Source organism: Pseudomonas sp. HMSC065H01 (assembly GCF_001815235.1).
Classification (GTDB): Bacteria; Pseudomonadota; Gammaproteobacteria; order Pseudomonadales; family Pseudomonadaceae; genus Pseudomonas; species Pseudomonas aeruginosa.
Genome location: NZ_KV819930.1, coordinates 41,010 through 55,109 on the forward strand (window position 1 = coordinate 41,010; position 14,100 = coordinate 55,109).

Annotated in this window: 14 protein-coding genes and 2 tRNA genes; 10 read left to right on the top strand and 6 right to left on the bottom strand. The window is 63.3% G+C overall.

Annotation, left to right across the window (positions count from 1 at the left end; translation table 11 throughout):
* Positions 1 to 55 precede the first annotated feature (55 nt).
* From murI to hemA, 5 genes are read right to left on the bottom strand one after another with little or no spacing between them, the layout of a single operon-like run.
* On the bottom strand, positions 56 to 853 hold the full coding sequence (gene murI / locus HMPREF3014_RS27305) for a glutamate racemase (protein ID WP_003099300.1): 798 nt from the start codon (positions 851 to 853) through the stop codon (positions 56 to 58).
* Entirely contained in the window at positions 843 to 1,601 is a 759-nt protein-coding gene (locus HMPREF3014_RS27310) for a molybdopterin-synthase adenylyltransferase MoeB (RefSeq protein WP_023087817.1), read from the bottom strand. The genes murI and HMPREF3014_RS27310 overlap by 11 nt, the downstream gene beginning before the upstream one ends.
* On the bottom strand, positions 1,595 to 2,425 hold the full coding sequence (gene prmC, locus HMPREF3014_RS27315) for a peptide chain release factor N(5)-glutamine methyltransferase (protein WP_003121049.1): 831 nt from the start codon (positions 2,423 to 2,425) through the stop codon (positions 1,595 to 1,597). Before prmC ends, HMPREF3014_RS27310 begins: the two co-directional genes overlap by 7 nt.
* Position 2,426: 1 nt before the next feature.
* The gene (gene prfA / locus HMPREF3014_RS27320; RefSeq protein WP_003114692.1) at positions 2,427 to 3,509 is read right to left on the bottom strand and encodes a peptide chain release factor 1; all 1,083 of its coding nucleotides are present in this window, start codon (positions 3,507 to 3,509) and stop codon (positions 2,427 to 2,429) included.
* Positions 3,510 to 3,526: 17 nt separating this feature from the next.
* Entirely contained in the window at positions 3,527 to 4,795 is a 1,269-nt protein-coding gene (hemA, locus tag HMPREF3014_RS27325; RefSeq protein ID WP_023087818.1) for a glutamyl-tRNA reductase, read from the bottom strand.
* A gap of 143 nt (positions 4,796 to 4,938) precedes the next feature.
* Here hemA and lbcA point away from each other — a divergent pair, with 143 nt between their 5' ends.
* From lbcA to HMPREF3014_RS34510, 10 genes are all read left to right on the top strand, one after another.
* Positions 4,939 to 6,711, top strand: coding sequence for a proteolytic complex protein LbcA (lbcA, locus tag HMPREF3014_RS27330; RefSeq protein ID WP_025982305.1), 1,773 nt, complete (start codon positions 4,939 to 4,941; stop codon positions 6,709 to 6,711).
* Between the two features lie 4 nt (positions 6,712 to 6,715).
* Positions 6,716 to 7,333, top strand: coding sequence for a lipoprotein insertase outer membrane protein LolB (lolB, locus tag HMPREF3014_RS27335; RefSeq protein ID WP_003095005.1), 618 nt, complete (start codon positions 6,716 to 6,718; stop codon positions 7,331 to 7,333).
* Between the two features lies 1 nt (position 7,334).
* Positions 7,335 to 8,183 carry a 4-(cytidine 5'-diphospho)-2-C-methyl-D-erythritol kinase gene (ispE, locus tag HMPREF3014_RS27340; protein ID WP_009875808.1) on the top strand — a complete coding sequence of 283 codons (849 nt, stop codon included), beginning with the start codon at positions 7,335 to 7,337 and terminating at the stop codon, positions 8,181 to 8,183.
* Between the two features lie 36 nt (positions 8,184 to 8,219).
* A tRNA-Gln gene (locus HMPREF3014_RS27345) sits at positions 8,220 to 8,294 on the top strand.
* Positions 8,295 to 8,349: 55 nt separating this feature from the next.
* Positions 8,350 to 9,291, top strand: coding sequence for a ribose-phosphate pyrophosphokinase (locus tag HMPREF3014_RS27350; RefSeq protein WP_003099281.1), 942 nt, complete (start codon positions 8,350 to 8,352; stop codon positions 9,289 to 9,291).
* Positions 9,292 to 9,407: 116 nt separating this feature from the next.
* Complete coding sequence (locus HMPREF3014_RS27355) at positions 9,408 to 10,022, top strand: 50S ribosomal protein L25/general stress protein Ctc (protein ID WP_003099279.1); 615 nt, start codon at positions 9,408 to 9,410, stop codon at positions 10,020 to 10,022.
* Positions 10,023 to 10,063: 41 nt separating this feature from the next.
* Complete coding sequence (pth, locus tag HMPREF3014_RS27360) at positions 10,064 to 10,648, top strand: aminoacyl-tRNA hydrolase (RefSeq protein ID WP_003099278.1); 585 nt, start codon at positions 10,064 to 10,066, stop codon at positions 10,646 to 10,648.
* A gap of 40 nt (positions 10,649 to 10,688) precedes the next feature.
* Complete coding sequence (ychF, locus tag HMPREF3014_RS27365; protein ID WP_003099270.1) at positions 10,689 to 11,789, top strand: redox-regulated ATPase YchF; 1,101 nt, start codon at positions 10,689 to 10,691, stop codon at positions 11,787 to 11,789.
* 179 nt (positions 11,790 to 11,968) lie between these two features.
* Positions 11,969 to 12,045, top strand: a tRNA-Met gene (locus HMPREF3014_RS27370).
* Between the two features lie 136 nt (positions 12,046 to 12,181).
* Positions 12,182 to 13,066, top strand: a complete 885-nt coding sequence (locus HMPREF3014_RS34510) for a hypothetical protein (protein WP_023087819.1) — start codon at positions 12,182 to 12,184, stop codon at positions 13,064 to 13,066.
* Here the strand turns inward: HMPREF3014_RS34510 and HMPREF3014_RS27375 are convergent.
* On the bottom strand, positions 13,043 to 14,044 hold the full coding sequence (locus HMPREF3014_RS27375) for a phage integrase (protein WP_023087820.1): 1,002 nt from the start codon (positions 14,042 to 14,044) through the stop codon (positions 13,043 to 13,045). The genes HMPREF3014_RS34510 and HMPREF3014_RS27375 overlap by 24 nt on opposite strands.
* Positions 14,045 to 14,100: the final 56 nt, after the last annotated feature.

Consider the following 14,100-nt stretch of genomic DNA (forward strand, 5'->3'; position numbering starts at 1 on the left):
ATACTAGACCAAACGCTTTAGTTCAAAAAATCGCTGACACGTCTGCCAGGAACGACTAAACGACTAATTTTCCTACGCTTTCCGGGCTTCCCCAGAGGATCGGCAGGATCCTTTCCATCTCCTCCGGCAGCGCGCTGGTCCAGAAACGCGGCGTCGCGGCCTGGCCAGAGGCCAGTAGCGCCCGCGCCGACAATACGCGCTCCAGCTGCCGGGCGACAGCCGCTCCCGTATCGATCACCGCCATCTCCGCCGGGATCAGCTCGGCCAGCAGGGGTTTGACGAAGGGATAATGAGTACAGCCGAGGATCAGCGTATCGCAGCCCTGTTCGAGGATGGGCGCCAGCAGGCGTTCCAGCAGTGCCCGGGTTTGCGGCCCATAGAGATCGCCGGCTTCGATGCGCTCGACCAGCCCCGGGCAGGGCTGGGTGAAGACCTGTACGTCGCTGGCGAAGCGGTCGAGCAAGGCGGCGAAACGCGCGCTCTTCAGAGTTCCGGTGGTGGCCAGGACGCCGACCCGACCGTTGCGGGTGGCCGCCGCGGCCGGCTTCACCGCAGGCTCCATGGCCACCAGCGGCACCTGCGGATAACGTTCGCGCAATTCCGCCGCAGCCGCAGCCGTCGCGGTATTGCAGGCCAGTACCAGAGCCTTGGCGCCCTGCTCCAGAAGGAAATCACCGATCCGCTCGCAGCGTTCGCGGATGTACTCCGCGCTCTTCTCGCCGTAGGGCACATGGGCGTTGTCGGCGACGTAGAGCAACGATTCGGATGGCAGGCGCGCGCGAATCTCACGCAATACGCTGAGCCCGCCGACCCCGGAATCGAAAACGCCGACCGCGGCCGACTCAACCGCCATGGCGTTGCCCGCAGACGGCACAGGAAGGATCGCGACGCACCCGCAATTCGCGGAAGCGCGTGCCGAGGGCGTCCACCAGCAGCAGGCGGCCCACCAGCGGTTCGCCGAAACCGGCCAGCAGCTTGAGCGCCTCCAGCGCCTGCAGGCTACCGACCAGCCCCACCAGCGGACCGATCACGCCAGCCTCGCTGCAGGTCAGCTCGGCCTCGCTGCCGTGCCCGTAGAGGCAGTGGTAGCAGGGGCTTTCGTCGCGGCGGGTATCGAATACCGAAAGCTGGCCCTCGAGACGGATCGCCGCGCCGCTGACCAGGGGCTTGCCGGCGCGCACGCAGGCGACGTTGACCGCCTCGCGGGTGGCGAAGTTGTCGGTGCAGTCGAGCACCAGGTCGACCGCCGCCACGGCGGCATCGAGGGAGTCCTCGTCCAGCGCGGCGCTATGGCTGACCAGGCGGATCTGCGGATTCAGCGCGCCCAGCCGGCGCATCGCCGACTCCACCTTGCCGACACCGACGCTGGTGCCATCGTGGATGACCTGCCGTTGCAGGTTGGTCAGGTCGACCGTATCGAAATCCGCCAGGTGCAGCTCGCCGACCCCGGCCGCGGCCAGGTACAGCGCCACCGGCGAACCCAGGCCGCCAAGACCGACGATCAGTGCGCGGCTGCGCTTCAGGCGCAGCTGGCCCTCGACGTCGACCTGCGCCAGCAGGATCTGGCGACTGTAGCGCAGCAGTTCCTCGTCGCTCAGCATGCCCATTGTCCGAGAGTGATCCGCTCGTTGCCGCCGAGGTCGCGCAACGTATGTACCCCGGCGAAGCCGCGGGCGCCGAGCAGTTCGCGCACCGCCGCCCCTTGATCATAGCCGTGCTCGAGCAGCAACCAGCCTTCGTCCAGCAAATGCTGCGGCGCCTGGGCGACGATCTGGCGGATATCGTCGAGGCCATCGCTACCCGCGACCAGCGCGCTCTTCGGCTCGAAACGCACGTCGCCCTCGCTCAGGTGCGGATCGCTGGCAGGGATATACGGCGGATTGCCGACGATCATCCGGAAGCGTCGGCCATCGAGAGCGGAGAACCAGTGGCTGCGGCGCACCTCGACGTTCTCCAGGAGCAGCCGCTGGCGATTGCGCTCGGCCAGCGCCACGGCCTCTTCCACGCGGTCCACCGCAGTCACCGTCCACAGCGGCCGTTCGCTGGCCAGGGCCAGGGCGATGGCGCCGGTGCCGGTGCCCAGGTCGAGCACGGTAGCGGTGTCCGCCGCGAGGGTCGCCAGCGCGGTTTCCACCAGCAGTTCGGTGTCCGGGCGCGGGATCAGGGTGTGTGGCGCGACCTCCAGGTCCAGGCTCCAGAAGCCCTGGTGGCCAAGTATGTAGGCCACCGGCTCGCCGTTGCGCCGACGGGCGATCCAGTCGTCGAACCGCTCGTTGGCCTCGCGCGGCACGATGCGCTCCGGCCAGGTACGCAGGAAGCTGCGCGGCTTGCCCATCGCCGCCGCCAGCAGCAACTCGGTGTCGAGCCGGGCGCTGGGCGAATCGGGCAGTTGGGAATCCTTGAGAAGGGTACAGATAGTGGTCATGTCAGTCGCCCAGGGCCGCCAGTTGATCGGCCTGGTATTCCTGCAGCAGCGGCTCGATCACCTGTTCCACCGCGCCCTCCATCACCTCGCCCAGGGAGTACAGGGTGAGGTTGATGCGATGGTCGGTGACCCGCCCTTGCGGGAAGTTGTAGGTACGGATGCGCTCCGAGCGGTCGCCCGAGCCCACCAGCAGCTTGCGCGTGCTGGCGATCGCCTGCTGCGCCGCGGCCTGCTGCTGGTCGTTGAGCTTGGCCGCCAGCCAGGCCATGGCCTTGGCGCGGTTCTTGTGCTGCGAGCGCTCTTCCTGGCACTCGACCACGATGCCGCTGGGAATGTGGGTGATGCGCACCGCCGAGTCGGTCTTGTTGACGTGCTGGCCGCCGGCACCGGAGGAACGGTAGGTGTCCACCCGCAGGTCGGCCGGGTTGATCTCGATCGCTGCCTGCTCGTCCGGCTCCGGCAGCACCGCGACGGTGCAGGCGGAAGTGTGGATCCGGCCCTGGGATTCGGTTTCCGGCACCCGCTGCACGCGGTGCGCGCCGGACTCGAACTTGAGCTTGGCGTAGACGTTGTCGCCCTCGACCCGGGCAATCACTTCCTTGTAGCCACCGTGCTCGCCCTCGTTCTCCGACAGCGTCTCGATCCGCCAGCCCTGGCGCTCGGCGTAGCGCGAATACATGCGGAACAGGTCGCCGGAGAAGATCGCCGCCTCGTCGCCACCGGTGCCGGCACGGATCTCCAGGAACACGTTGCGGCTGTCGTTGGGATCCTTCGGCAGCAGCATGCGCTGCAGGCTGTCGCCGAGGGCGGCGAGGCGGCCGCGCGCTTCGGCGACCTCCTCCTCGGCGAGGTCGCGCAACTCCGGGTCGCTGTCCTTGAGCAACGCCTGGGCACCCTCGAGGTCGGCCTGCACCTTGCGGTAGTCGCGGAACGCCAGGATCACCGGTTCGACCTCGGCGTACTCGCGGGAATAGGCGCGGAAGCGGGTCTGGTCACTGATCACCTCGGCGTCGCCGAGCAGCGCCGTCAGTTCTTCGTAGCGATCGCTGAGGACATCCAGCTTTTTCAGCAGAGAAGCTTTCATGCAGGCATAGGTACCGGTCAGTGGCGCGGCGCGCCCTCGTCGAGGGCGAACAGCTCCTGGGCCAGGGCCAGCGCGTCGATGCGGCCCTCGGCGGATATTTTCTTCATCTGCACGCTGGGCGCGTGCAGCAGTTTGTTGGTCAGGCCGCGGGCCAGCTGGGCCATCACCTCGGCGGGGTCGGCACCGTTGGCCAGTTGCCGCTGGGCCTTGCCCAGCTCCTCATCGCGCAGGCGCTCGGCCTGCTGCCGATAGGCGCGCAGCACGTCCACCGCGGCCAGCTCGCGCAGGCGCTGCATGAACTCGGCGACGCCGCTGCCGACCAGTTCCTCGGCGGCCTGGGCAGCGCCCTGGCGGCTCTTGAGATTCTCCGCCACTACTTCGTGGAGGTCGTCGACGCTATAGAGGTAGACGTCGTCCAGTTCGCCGACTTCCGGCTCGATGTCGCGCGGCACGGCGATGTCGACCATGAACATCGGCTTGTGCTTGCGCTGCTTCAGCGCGCGCTCCACGGCGCCCTTGCCGAGGATCGGCAACTGGCTGGCAGTGGAGCTGATGACGATATCGCTGTTGGCCAACTCCTCGGGTATCTCCGAAAGCAGCACCGCATGGGCGCCGAACTGCTCGGCGAGCAGGCTGGCGCGCTCCAGGGTGCGGTTGGCCACCACGATGCGCTTCACGCCTTGCTCGAACAGGTGGCGCGCGACCAGGGTGATGGTCTCGCCGGCGCCGATCAGCAGCGCCTGGCTGCGGTGCAGGTCGCTGAAGATCTGCTTGGCCAGGCTCACCGCGGCGAACGCCACGGACACCGGGTTCTCGCCGATGGCGGTATCGGTGCGGACGGTCTTCGCCGTACTGAAGGTGGCCTGGAACAGGCGGCCGAGCAGCGGACCGACGGTGCCGGCCTCGCGCGCGACGGCGTAGGCCGACTTCATCTGGCCGAGGATCTGCGGCTCGCCGAGGACCATCGAGTCGAGGCCGGAGGCCACGCGCATCATGTGGCGCACCGCGTCTTCGTCCTGGTGCACATAGGCACAGGCGCGCAACTCGTCGAGAGTCAGGCGATGGTAGTCCGCCAGCCAGGCGAGCACGTCGTCCGCGGTCGGATGGTCGATCTCCAGGTAGAGTTCGCTCCGGTTGCAGGTCGACAGGATGGCCGCCTCGCGGCTGGTGGTCAGGCGGCAGAGCTGCTGCAGCGCCTCGACCATCTGTTCCGGAGTGAAAGCCACGCGCTCGCGGACAGCCACCGAGGCGGTCTTGTGATTGATGCCGAGGGCAATGAAGGCCATGCAGGATCGCTGAGCTAATCGGGGAAACGCGCAATTCTCCTACTTCGCCAAGGGCAGGACAACCATTGCCGATATATTGACCCCATAGACAGCTTCGTCGACGCCCGTCCCGGCCCCCTTGGGCTTGCCGGACGGCTTATGTCATGATGGCGCCACCCTCGCAGGTTCAAGGCCGGCTTTCTTCCTCTATGAACAAATCCCTTGCGCTGCTGACCGTCACGCTGCTGCTCGGCGGCTGCCAGTCACTTATCCACAAGACTCCCGATGGCACCCCGCCGGTGGAAGACACCGCGGTCGAGACCAAGGCCAAGCCGGAAAAGTACGCCTCCTTCAGCGAGGACAGCCTGTATTCGCTGCTGGTGGCCGAACTGGCCGGGCAGCGCAACCGCTTCGACATCGCCCTGAGCAACTATGTGGTGCAGGCGCAGAAAACCCGCGACCCCGGGGTTTCCGAGCGCGCCTTCCGCATCGCCGAATACCTCGGCGCCGACCAGGAAGCCCTCGACACCTCCCTGCTCTGGGCGCGCAGCGCGCCGGACAACCTCGATGCCCAACGCGCCGCCGCGATCCAGTTGGCCCGCGCCGGGCGCTACGAGGAGTCCATGGTGTACATGGAGAAGGTCCTCAACGGCCAGGGCGACACGCACTTCGACTTCCTCGCCCTGTCTGCCGCGGAGACCGACCCGGATACCCGCGCCGGCCTGCTGCAGAGCTTCGACCACCTGTTGAAGAAATACCCGAACAACGGCCAGTTGCTGTTCGGCAAGGCCCTGCTGCTGCAACAGGACGGCCGCCCGGACGAAGCCCTGACCCTGCTCGAGGACAACTCCGCAAGCCGCCACGAAGTGGCCCCCCTGCTGCTCCGCTCGCGCCTGTTGCAGAGCATGAAGCGCAGCGACGAGGCCCTGCCGCTGCTCAAGGCCGGGATCAAGGAACACCCGGACGACAAACGCGTGCGCCTCGCCTACGCGCGCCTGCTGGTGGAGCAGAATCGCCTGGACGACGCCAAGGCCGAGTTCGCCGGACTGGTCCAGCAATTCCCCGACGACGACGACCTGCGTTTCTCCCTGGCGCTGGTCTGCCTGGAAGCCCAGGCCTGGGACGAAGCCAGGATCTACCTGGAAGAACTGGTCGAGCGCGACAGCCACGTCGACGCCGCCCACTTCAACCTCGGACGCCTCGCCGAGGAACAGAAGGACACCGCGCGTGCCCTCGACGAGTACGCCCAGGTTGGTCCGGGCAATGACTTCCTCCCGGCGCAACTGCGCCAGACCGACGTCCTGCTCAAGGCCGGTCGCGTCGACGAAGCCGCCCAGCGCCTGGACAAGGCGCGCAGCGAGCAACCCGACTACGCCATCCAGCTGTACCTGATCGAAGCCGAGGCGCTGTCCAACAATGACCAGCAGGAAAAGGCCTGGCAGGCCATCCAGGAGGGTCTGAAGCAGTACCCGGAGGACCTCAACCTGCTCTACACCCGCTCGATGCTGGCGGAGAAGCGCAACGACCTGGCGCAGATGGAAAAGGACCTGCGCTTCGTCATCGCCCGCGAGCCGGACAACGCCATGGCCCTCAACGCCCTCGGCTACACCCTGGCCGACCGCACCACCCGCTACGGCGAGGCCCGCGAGTTGATCCTCAAGGCGCACAAGCTGAACCCGGACGACCCGGCGATCCTCGACAGCATGGGCTGGATCAACTATCGCCAGGGCAAGCTGGCCGACGCCGAGCGCTACCTGCGCCAGGCGCTGCAGCGCTACCCCGACCACGAGGTCGCCGCGCACCTGGGCGAAGTCCTCTGGGCCCAGGGGCGCCAGGGCGACGCCCGGGCCATCTGGCGCGAATACCTCGACAAGCAGCCCGACAGCGACGTGCTGCGCCGCACCATCAAGCGCCTGACCGGCGCCGAGACTCCTTGAAACCATGCGTCTACGTCTTTTCCTCGCCGCCTCCGCGCTGGCCCTGCTCAGCGGCTGCGCCGGCCTGACCTCCCACGAAGCCCTGGAAGGCCAGGGCGATGCGCAGACCTGGAAAACCCACAAGCAGCAGCTCAGCGAGCTGGATGCCTGGCAGATCGACGGCAAGGTCGGCATCCGCGCCCCGCGCGACTCCGGCAGCGGCACCCTGTTCTGGCTGCAGCGCCAGGGCTACTACGACATCCGCCTGTCCGGCCCGCTCGGCCGCGGCGCAGCACGCCTGACCGGGCGTGAAGGCGCGGTGAGCCTGGAAGTCGCCGGTCAGGGCCGCTACCAGGCGGAGTCCCCGGAAGCACTGCTGGAAGAACAACTAGGCTGGCGCCTGCCGGTCTCGCACCTGCTCTGGTGGGTACGCGGCCTCCCGGCGCCGGACAGCAAGAGCCGCCTGACCCTCGACGCCGACAGCCGCCTGGCGCGCCTGGAACAGGACGGCTGGCAGATCGAATACACCCGCTACGCCGAACAGAACGGCTACTGGCTACCCGAGCGCCTGAAACTGCACGGCCAGGACCTCGACGTCACCCTGGTGATCAAGGACTGGCAGCCGCGCCAGCTCGGCCGCTGACATGAGCGTGCGCCTCAGCCTGCCAGCCCCGGCCAAGCTCAATCTGTTCCTGCATATCCTCGGCCGCCGCGACGATGGCTATCACGAGTTGCAGACCCTGTTCCAATTCCTCGACCACGGCGACGAGCTGCATTTCGAAGCCCGCCAGGACGGCCAGGTACGCCTGCACACGGAAATCGCCGGGGTGCCGCACGACAGCAACCTGATCGTGCGCGCCGCGCGCGGGCTGCAGGAAGCCTCCGGCAGCCCGCAAGGCGTCGACATCTGGCTGGACAAGCGCTTGCCCATGGGGGGCGGCATCGGCGGCGGCAGCTCCGACGCCGCCACGACGCTCCTGGCCTTGAACCATCTCTGGCAACTCGGCTGGGACGAGGACCGCATCGCCGCCCTGGGCCTGCACCTGGGCGCCGACGTGCCGGTCTTCACCCGCGGACGCGCGGCTTTCGCCGAGGGCGTGGGCGAAAAGCTCACCCCGGTGGACATCCCGGAGCCCTGGTATCTCGTCGTGGTTCCGCAAGTACTTGTCAGCACAGCAGAAATTTTTTCAGATCCACTGTTGACACGCGATTCTCCCGCCATTAAAGTGCGCACCGTTCTCGAGGGGGACAGCCGAAACGACTGTCAGCCGGTAGTCGAGAGGCGTTACCCAGAAGTTCGTAACGCTTTGATCTTGCTAAACAAATTTGTTTCAGCTAGATTAACCGGCACTGGAGGTTGTGTGTTTGGGAGCTTCCCAAACAAAGCTGAAGCTGATAAAGTCTCGGCCCTTCTTCCAGACCACCTTCAGAGGTTCGTCGCCAAAGGAAGCAACATCTCGATGTTGCACCGGAAGCTGGAAACTCTGGTCTGAGAAAGGAATGCCGAAACGGCATTCGAGCAATACCACAGGGGCGTCGCCAAGCGGTAAGGCAGCAGGTTTTGATCCTGCCATGCGTTGGTTCGAATCCAGCCGCCCCTGCCATTTTCCTCTTCTGTATTTCATCCGGATCCCTTCGGTCGACACAGGTACCTGTAGCGTGTCCAAGATGATGGTCTTCACGGGGAACGCTAACCCCGATCTTGCACGACGCGTCGTGCGTCAGCTGCACATTCCTCTTGGCGATGTTTCAGTTGGCAAATTCTCCGATGGCGAAATCAGCGTCGAAATCAACGAAAACGTCCGCGGCAAGGACGTATTCCTGATTCAGCCGACCTGCGCGCCGACCAACGACAACCTGATGGAACTGGTGGTGATGGCCGATGCCTTCCGCCGCTCCTCGGCCACTCGTATCACCGCTGTCATCCCCTACTTCGGCTATGCCCGCCAGGATCGCCGTCCGCGCTCCGCCCGCGTGGCCATCAGCGCCAAGGTAGTGGCCGACATGCTGACCGTCGTCGGGGTCAACCGTGTCCTCACGGTCGACCTGCACGCGGATCAGATCCAGGGCTTCTTCGATATCCCGGTAGACAACATCTACGGTTCCCCCGTGCTGGTGGACGATATCGAAGACCAGCGCTTCGAGAACCTGATGATCGTCTCCCCGGACATCGGCGGCGTGGTGCGCGCGCGCGCCGTGGCCAAGTCCCTGGGCGTGGATCTTGCGATCATCGACAAGCGTCGTCCCAAGGCCAACCAGTCCGAAGTGATGCACATCATCGGTGACGTCGAAGGCCGTACCTGCGTACTGGTAGACGACATGGTCGATACCGCCGGCACCCTCGGTCACGCCGCCAAGGCCCTGAAAGAGCACGGCGCCGCCAAGGTCATCGCCTACTGCACCCACCCGGTGCTGTCCGGCCGTGCCATCGAGAACATCGAGAAATCCGTACTGGACGAGCTGGTGGTGACCAACACCATCCCGCTGTCCGCCGCTGCCCAGGCCTGTGGCCGCATCCGCCAGCTGGACATCGCTCCGGTCGTTGCGGAAGCCATGCGCCGGATCAGCAACGAAGAATCGATCAGCGCGATGTTCCGCTGAGGCCCAGCCTCGGCGAACGCGCCTGAACGAAAACGCCCCGCTCCGGCGGGGCCTTTGAAATCGCCCGAACGCTGGTCGCAAGCGTTCGGGCGCATTGTTATTTTTGGAGATACACAATGGTCGACTTTATTCTGAATGCCCAAGTGCGTTCCGATCTGGGGAAAGGTGCGAGCCGCCGCCTGCGTCGTAACGCCGGTCTGGTTCCTGCTGTCGTTTACGGCGGCGACAAAGAGCCCCAGTCCGTAACCCTGGAACTGCGCGAAATCGCCAAGCTCCTGGAAAACGAGGCTGCCTTCAGCCACGTGATCGCCCTGAACGTTGGCGGCGCCAAGGAAACCGTACTGATCAAGGCCCTGCAGCGCCATCCGGCGAAAGGCTTCGTGATGCACGCCGACTTCCTGCGCGTGGTCGCCGACCACAAGCTGACCGCCCACGTACCGCTGCACTTCATCAACGAAGAAGTAGCCGTTGGCGTCAAGCAAGCCGGTGGCGAGATCTCCCACACCATCTCCGAAGTCGAAGTTTCCTGCCTGCCGAAAGACCTGCCGGAATTCATCGAAGTCGACATGGCCAAGGTCGAGCTGGGCCAGATCGTTCACCTGTCGGACCTCAAGGCTCCGAAAGGCGTCGAGCTGGTACAACTGGCCCACGGCAACGACCTGGCCGTTGCCAACATCCACGCTTCCCGCGTGGTGAAGGAAGAAGGTAGCGAAGAAGGCGCCGCCGAGTAATTCATTACTCGATCGCCTTTTTATAGAGAGGGGCTCCCGTCGTGACTGCCGTACAACTGATCGTTGGCCTGGGAAACCCGGGTCCTGAATACGACCAGACCCGGCATAACGCGGGGGCCCTTTTCGTTGAGCGCCTGGCGCATGCCCAGGGCGTCAGCCTCGTGGCTGACCGCAAGTATTTCGGCCTGGTCGGCAAGTTCAGCCACCAGGGCAAGGACGTTCGTCTGTTGATCCCGACCACCTACATGAACCGCAGCGGCCAGTCCGTGGCGGCGCTGGCGGGATTCTTCCGGATCGCCCCGGACGCCATCCTGGTGGCCCACGACGAACTCGACATGCCCCCTGGCGTCGCCAAGCTCAAGACCGGCGGCGGACACGGCGGGCACAACGGGTTGCGCGACATCATCGCCCAGCTCGGCAATCAGAATTCTTTCCATCGCCTGCGGCTTGGCATCGGCCATCCGGGGCACAGCAGCCTGGTTTCCGGTTACGTGCTCGGCCGCGCCCCGCGCAGCGAGCAGGAACTGCTCGACACCAGCATCGACTTCGCCCTCGGCGTGCTGCCGGAAATGCTCGCCGGGGACTGGACCCGGGCGATGCAGAAGCTGCACAGCCAGAAGGCCTGAACCACTTTTCTAGCGCCTGTCTGAGCGCGAGGGACATAGCATGGGATTCAACTGCGGCATCGTCGGCCTGCCCAACGTCGGCAAGTCCACCCTGTTCAACGCCCTGACCAAATCCGGTATCGCGGCGGAAAACTTCCCGTTCTGCACCATCGAGCCGAACAGCGGCATCGTGCCGATGCCCGACGCGCGCCTGAACGCCCTGGCCGAGATCGTCAAGCCCGAGCGCGTACTGCCGACCACCATGGAATTTGTCGACATCGCCGGCCTGGTGGCGGGCGCCTCCAAGGGTGAGGGCCTGGGCAACAAGTTCCTCGCCAACATCCGCGAGACCGACGCCATCGCCCACGTGGTGCGCTGCTTCGAAGACGACAACGTGATCCACGTGTCCAACAGCGTCGACCCCAAGCGCGACATCGAGATCATCGACCTCGAACTGATCTTCGCCGACCTCGACAGCTGCGAGAAGCAACTGCAGAAAGTCGCCCGCAACGCCAAGGGCGGCGACAAGGAAGCCCTGGCCCAAAAGGCCCTGCTGGAAAAGCTCATCCCCCACTTCACCGAGGGCAAGCCGGCGCGTTCGCTGCTGAAGAACCTCGGTGACGAGGAGAAGCGCCTGGTGCGCAGCTTCCACCTGCTGACCAGCAAGCCGGTGATGTACATCGCCAACGTCGCCGAGGACGGCTTCGAGAACAACCCGCACCTGGATGTGGTGAAGGCCATCGCCGAGGAAGAAGGCGCGGTGGTGGTGCCGGTGTGCAACAAGATCGAAGCCGAGATCGCCGAGCTGGAAGACGGCGAAGAGAAGGACATGTTCCTCGAGTCCCTCGGTCTCGAGGAACCCGGCCTGAACCGTGTGATCCGTGCCGGCTACGGCCTGCTCAACCTGCAGACCTACTTCACCGCCGGGGTGAAGGAAGTCCGCGCCTGGACCGTCCGCGTCGGCGCCACAGCCCCGCAGGCCGCCGGCGTGATCCACACCGACTTCGAGAAAGGCTTCATCCGCGCCGAAGTGGTCGCCTACGACGACTTCATCCAGTTCAAGGGCGAACAGGGCGCCAAGGAAGCCGGCAAATGGCGCCTGGAAGGCAAGGACTACATCGTCAAGGACGGCGACGTGATGCATTTCCGCTTCAACGTGTAATCCCCTTCCCGTCCCAGGAAAGCCCCGGCCAAGCGCCGGGGCTTTTTCGTTCCCGTCCCTCCTCACCGCCCGCTCTCCGGCGATCCGACCCCTTCCGTCTAAACGATTGAAAGATCAGAAAATTATCTAGCCCCAGGGGTTGACAGCCCCGCCCGAGATACGGAAAATGCGCGCCACTCGGCTACATAGCTCAGTCGGTTAGAGCGCAGCATTCATAATGCTGATGTCCCAGGTTCAAGTCCCGGTGTAGCCACCATATTTTTCAAGGGGTTAGCGCAAGCTAACCCCTTTTCTTTTGCCTGTAGTGACTACAAAGTGACTACGGCGCGCCTACGGCCTCCCACCGCCACCCACGACACCACCTCGATCTCTGGAACAGAAAAGGACTTTCCATGTCGGCTTTTTATATCCTTACCGCCCTCTACTTTATAACGCCAGCAATACTTGCTGTAGCTTCCAATAAAGCCGAGTCATTAAGACTCATAGAGAAAAATAAGCTCTTTAAACTCTCCGAGAATGCCAAGAGCACGAAAAACCTACTCTCCCTTACCATCTGGCTAAGCCTCTACATTGCCGTTCTCGCCACTGGTTATAAATTTTTTACGGGGGACCCATACCGAGGCGTAGCCTTAACTGCCTTTACGATAACCACTATATCCTCTGTAACTCTAAGCTTTGTGTACTTCAAAGGATTTACGATCTATAAAAACATATCCTTCTTGGCCAACATAACTTTGGCCTACATCACATTGTGGGTTACTTGGTATTGCGGAACCATCGCAAGTGAATATATCAGTCGAAAAACAGGACTAAGCGCAACGGAAATGCCTTCAGGTGTAGCGGGACTTACGCTACTTTATACCCCTGTGCTATGGGGAGTGATAATGGTCTATGCTTTTCTAATCCTCTATATCATAGCAGGCATAGTATTCACCCTTAAAAACCCACCAAAAAAAATAAAAAATCTCACGCCTAGTGAAAAACTTAACCACAGTCAAAGTGTATTTATTTCATTAAGCCTCTTCTGCGGCTTAGCCTTCTGCACAACTTTCGTAGCCAGCATAGTAATTGAAACCCCTAGAAGCGAACTATTCAAAAAAATTGAAATGAATATCCTCTATACTTCAGGCTACCCTTTAACAACAAACACATGCAGCCCAGAAGCTCCCAAAGAGCCAAATCGGAGATACGCCATACTTACCTCCGGAAAACTGGCAATCGCAGAAAAGAAAACGGAAACTAAATATTTATATTCAGTCACTGACTGTCGCCAGTAATTCCCCAACCTGAGCTAGCGGAGATAGAGTTAATGCGGATACCAGATGCTCCGGCGATAGGTGCGCATACCGCATGGTCATCGTGATCGATGAGTGGCCGAGGATCCGCTGTAGGGTCAGGATGTCCCCTCCCCCCATCATGTAGTGGCTGGCGAAGGTATGGCGGAGAATATGGGTCATCTGGCCCGGCGTCTGGAACCCGCAACGCTGATAGGCGCAGCGGAACGCGGCGCGGCAGGACATGAACAGGCGGTCAGATCCAGGCATGCCCACCTTGAATATCAACCTCTCCAACTCGTCCGGGATCGGCACTGATCGGCTCTGCCGATTCTTGGTCCGGTGATAGTGCACCTTGCCGCCATGCACAGCGCCCCGCGTCAGGCTTTCCGCCTCTTCCCAGCGGGCTCCCGTGGCGAGACACAACAGCGCGACCGGATAGGTATGGTTATTCGTACTGGCCTTGCACTCTTCCAGCAGTCGAGCGACCTGATCCAGGGACAGAAACGTCAGTTCGACCTGATCCGTCTTGATTTGCCGGACCTTGCCCAGCGGGTTTTCCTTGTGCCAGCAACCCAGGCGAATCAGTTCAGAGAAGACCGCCGACAAGTAGCGTTGCTCGTGATTGACCGTCTCAGGTTTCACCTCGGTCAAGCGACGTTGCCGGTAGCGTGCCCACGCCAACGAATCGAACTCGAACGCCAGGGGGTTCCCTAGCCGCTTCGCCAGCGCCTCGCAGCGCGCCAAGCGTTGCTTGCCATCCTTCAAGGTGCAGCCGTGGAGGTCATACCAAACCTTCACCAGATCGGAGAGACGGTCATCCAGCGGTCGGCCCGTCTCGCCCTTCACGGCGAAAAAATCCTGCTCATAGCGAATCGCGGCAGACTTGGTGGCGAAGCCTTTCTTGCGAATCCTGCGCCCGGAACGACCATTCTCATAGAAGTCAGCCGTCCACGTCTTGCCGTCCTTGCGTACCGTCATATCGCATATCCCTTGCGCAGATAGCGATCACACATCAGCTTGTGTATATGCCTTTC

Bases quoted from the DNA above. Each gene is read 5' to 3' on its own strand.
- murI (WP_003099300.1), bottom strand. From the start codon at position 853: ATGGCGGTTGAGTCGGCCGCGGTCGGCGTTTTCGATTCCGGGGTCGGC.
- HMPREF3014_RS27310 (WP_023087817.1), bottom strand. From the start codon at position 1,601: ATGCTGAGCGACGAGGAACTGCTGCGCTACAGTCGCCAGATCCTGCTG.
- prmC (WP_003121049.1), bottom strand. From the start codon at position 2,425: ATGACCACTATCTGTACCCTTCTCAAGGATTCCCAACTGCCCGATTCG.
- prfA (WP_003114692.1), bottom strand. From the start codon at position 3,509: ATGAAAGCTTCTCTGCTGAAAAAGCTGGATGTCCTCAGCGATCGCTAC.
- hemA (WP_023087818.1), bottom strand. From the start codon at position 4,795: ATGGCCTTCATTGCCCTCGGCATCAATCACAAGACCGCCTCGGTGGCT.
- lbcA (WP_025982305.1), top strand. From the start codon at position 4,939: ATGATGGCGCCACCCTCGCAGGTTCAAGGCCGGCTTTCTTCCTCTATG.
- lolB (WP_003095005.1), top strand. From the start codon at position 6,716: ATGCGTCTACGTCTTTTCCTCGCCGCCTCCGCGCTGGCCCTGCTCAGC.
- ispE (WP_009875808.1), top strand. From the start codon at position 7,335: ATGAGCGTGCGCCTCAGCCTGCCAGCCCCGGCCAAGCTCAATCTGTTC.
- HMPREF3014_RS27355 (WP_003099279.1), top strand. From the start codon at position 9,408: ATGGTCGACTTTATTCTGAATGCCCAAGTGCGTTCCGATCTGGGGAAA.
- ychF (WP_003099270.1), top strand. From the start codon at position 10,689: ATGGGATTCAACTGCGGCATCGTCGGCCTGCCCAACGTCGGCAAGTCC.
- HMPREF3014_RS34510 (WP_023087819.1), top strand. From the start codon at position 12,182: ATGTCGGCTTTTTATATCCTTACCGCCCTCTACTTTATAACGCCAGCA.
- HMPREF3014_RS27375 (WP_023087820.1), bottom strand. From the start codon at position 14,044: ATGACGGTACGCAAGGACGGCAAGACGTGGACGGCTGACTTCTATGAG.